1 protein-coding gene is annotated in these 1413 nt (G+C 46.5%); it reads left to right on the top strand.

Features of this window, described 5'->3' with window-relative positions; translation table 11 throughout:
• Positions 1-161: 161 nt before the first annotated feature.
• Complete coding sequence (locus ACLGGO_RS35550) at positions 162-1358, top strand: RNA-guided endonuclease InsQ/TnpB family protein (protein ID WP_446422848.1); 1197 nt, start codon at positions 162-164, stop codon at positions 1356-1358.
• Positions 1359-1413: the final 55 nt, after the last annotated feature.

Raw genomic sequence — 1413 nt, 5'->3', positions numbered from 1 at the left:
TTATAGGGTAGCGATGGTGAAAACCTCTGCGTTTTAACCAGAGGATGAAACTTTCGCGTTGCGTTCAGCAAAGCGACTAAAGTCGCCAGTCTAATCTATCCTGACAACACTCAACTAATACTGTAGTATAGTGTTAGAAAGCATTGCAGAGGCCCTTGCAAATGTTTACTTTAATTTACGAGTTTAAACTGAAACCAACTAGCGCCCAGATAGCTACTTTTGAAGAGTGGCTAGAGCAATGCCGCAGGGTATACAATTATGCTTTAGCTGAGCGCAAAGATTGGGTTAATTCTCGTAAGAGTCCGGTAAACGCTTGCTCGATTAAACACGAGTATATCATACCAGCAGACAAAGAAGCGCCTAATTACAATTCCCAAGCAGTAGCACTAACCCAAGCTAAAAAGAATATTCCTGCACTTAAGCAGGTACACTCGCAAGTCTTGCAGCAAACTTTAAAGCGGTTGCAGTTAGCATTTGAGGGAATGTGGAAGAATGGGCGGGGATTCCCACGGTACAAGAAAGCAGGTCGAATGAGGTCATTCGTGTTTCCATCAATGGGAGCAGCTCCTATTGATGGTAAGTATGTCAAGTTACCCAAGATTGGGCTAGTTAAATTCAACCAATCCCGCCCAATACCTGGCGACGCCCTCATTAAACAAGCGCGGGTCGTGAAACGGGCATCCGGCTGGTATGCACAATTAACTTGGCAATGGAAAGTGGATGTACCGGAAATCAACCCGACTGGTACATCAATAGGAATAGATGTCGGTATTAGTCATTTTGCCGCTGTGTCTAATGGGCGATTGTTCCCCAATCCCAAACCGTTCAAGCAACTAGAAAGCAAGCTTAAATCGCTGCAAAAAAAGGTATCTAACAAACGGTTTGGGTCAAACAATCGCGTTAAAGCACTTCTCAAAGTAAGCCGACTACATGAGCGGATAGCCAATACCCGTAAAAACTACCATTGGGAGCTAGCCCATAACCTTTGTGATTGGGCTGACATGATATTTGCTGAACAGCTCAACCTCAAGGCACTATCTAGAGGCTTCTTGGCTAAGCACTGCCTAGATGCGGGGTGGGGTCAATTCCTAGATATCCTTTCTCAATGTTGTGTTAAGCGGGGCAAATACTTCCAGAAAGTACCCGCCGCAGGCACAAGTCAAACTTGCCCCAAGTGCCTAAAGGAGACGGGCAAGAAAAAGCTTCGAGAGCGGGTACATAAATGCCAGTATTGCGGGTATACCCAAGACCGCGATATAGCCGCTGCTCAAGTAGTCGAGATTAGAGGACTCGTTGCCGTGGGACACACGGTGGTTAAGCTTTCTGAGGGTAAAGGTTCCGTCCACCGAAGACGTTAAACTCTGCCTCCCTGTGACGGAAGAATCCCCCGCGTTTTAACCGGGGGAGTGTCAA

Source organism: Coleofasciculus sp., assembly GCF_046565525.1.
GTDB lineage: Bacteria > Cyanobacteriota > Cyanobacteriia > Cyanobacteriales > Coleofasciculaceae > Coleofasciculus.
The sequence above is the reverse complement of the archived record's forward strand: the minus strand, read 5'-3'. Positions and strand labels throughout refer to the sequence as shown.